The 560-nt window shown below is 66.1% G+C and carries 1 pseudogene; it reads right to left on the reverse strand.

The annotated features are described in order from the left end of the window. Positions 1-560: pseudogene (gene pknH, locus A9X01_RS10910) on the reverse strand (serine/threonine protein kinase PknH); the annotation flags it as partial.

The following is a 560-nucleotide window of genomic DNA, read 5'->3' on the forward strand; positions in this document are numbered from 1 at the left end:
TAGATGTCGGCGCGGTAGGTGACCTCGTCGTTGGAAAACCGTTCGGGCGCCATGTATTTCCAGGTGCCCACCGCGGTGCCCAGCTGGGTCAACTTCTCGTCGGTGGTGGCGCTGGCGATGCCGAAGTCGACCAGATAGGCGAAGTCGTCGCGGGTGACCAGAATGTTGGGTGGTTTGACGTCACGGTGCATGACGCCGGCGGCGTGCGCGGCGTCCAGGGCCGAGGCGATCTGGGTGATGATGGCCACCGCGCGCGGCGGGGTCAGCGGGCCGAAACGCTTCAGGACGCTGTCCAGGTCGGTGCCCTCGACCAGGCGCATCTCCAGATACATCTGGCCGTCGATTTCGCCGTAGTCGTGGATCGGCACGACGTGGGGTTCCTGCAGCCGGCCGGCGATGCGCGCTTCGCGCTTCATCCGCTCGCGAAACACCGCGTCCTTGCTGAACTCCGCGGTCATGACCTTGACGGCCACCGTCCATTCCTTGACGGTGTGCTCGGCCTCGTAGACCTCGCCCATCCCGCCGCGGCCCAGCAACCGCTTGAGATGGTAGGGCCCGAA

This window comes from Mycobacterium asiaticum (assembly GCF_001668675.1).
Lineage (GTDB): Bacteria > Actinomycetota > Actinomycetes > Mycobacteriales > Mycobacteriaceae > Mycobacterium > Mycobacterium asiaticum_D.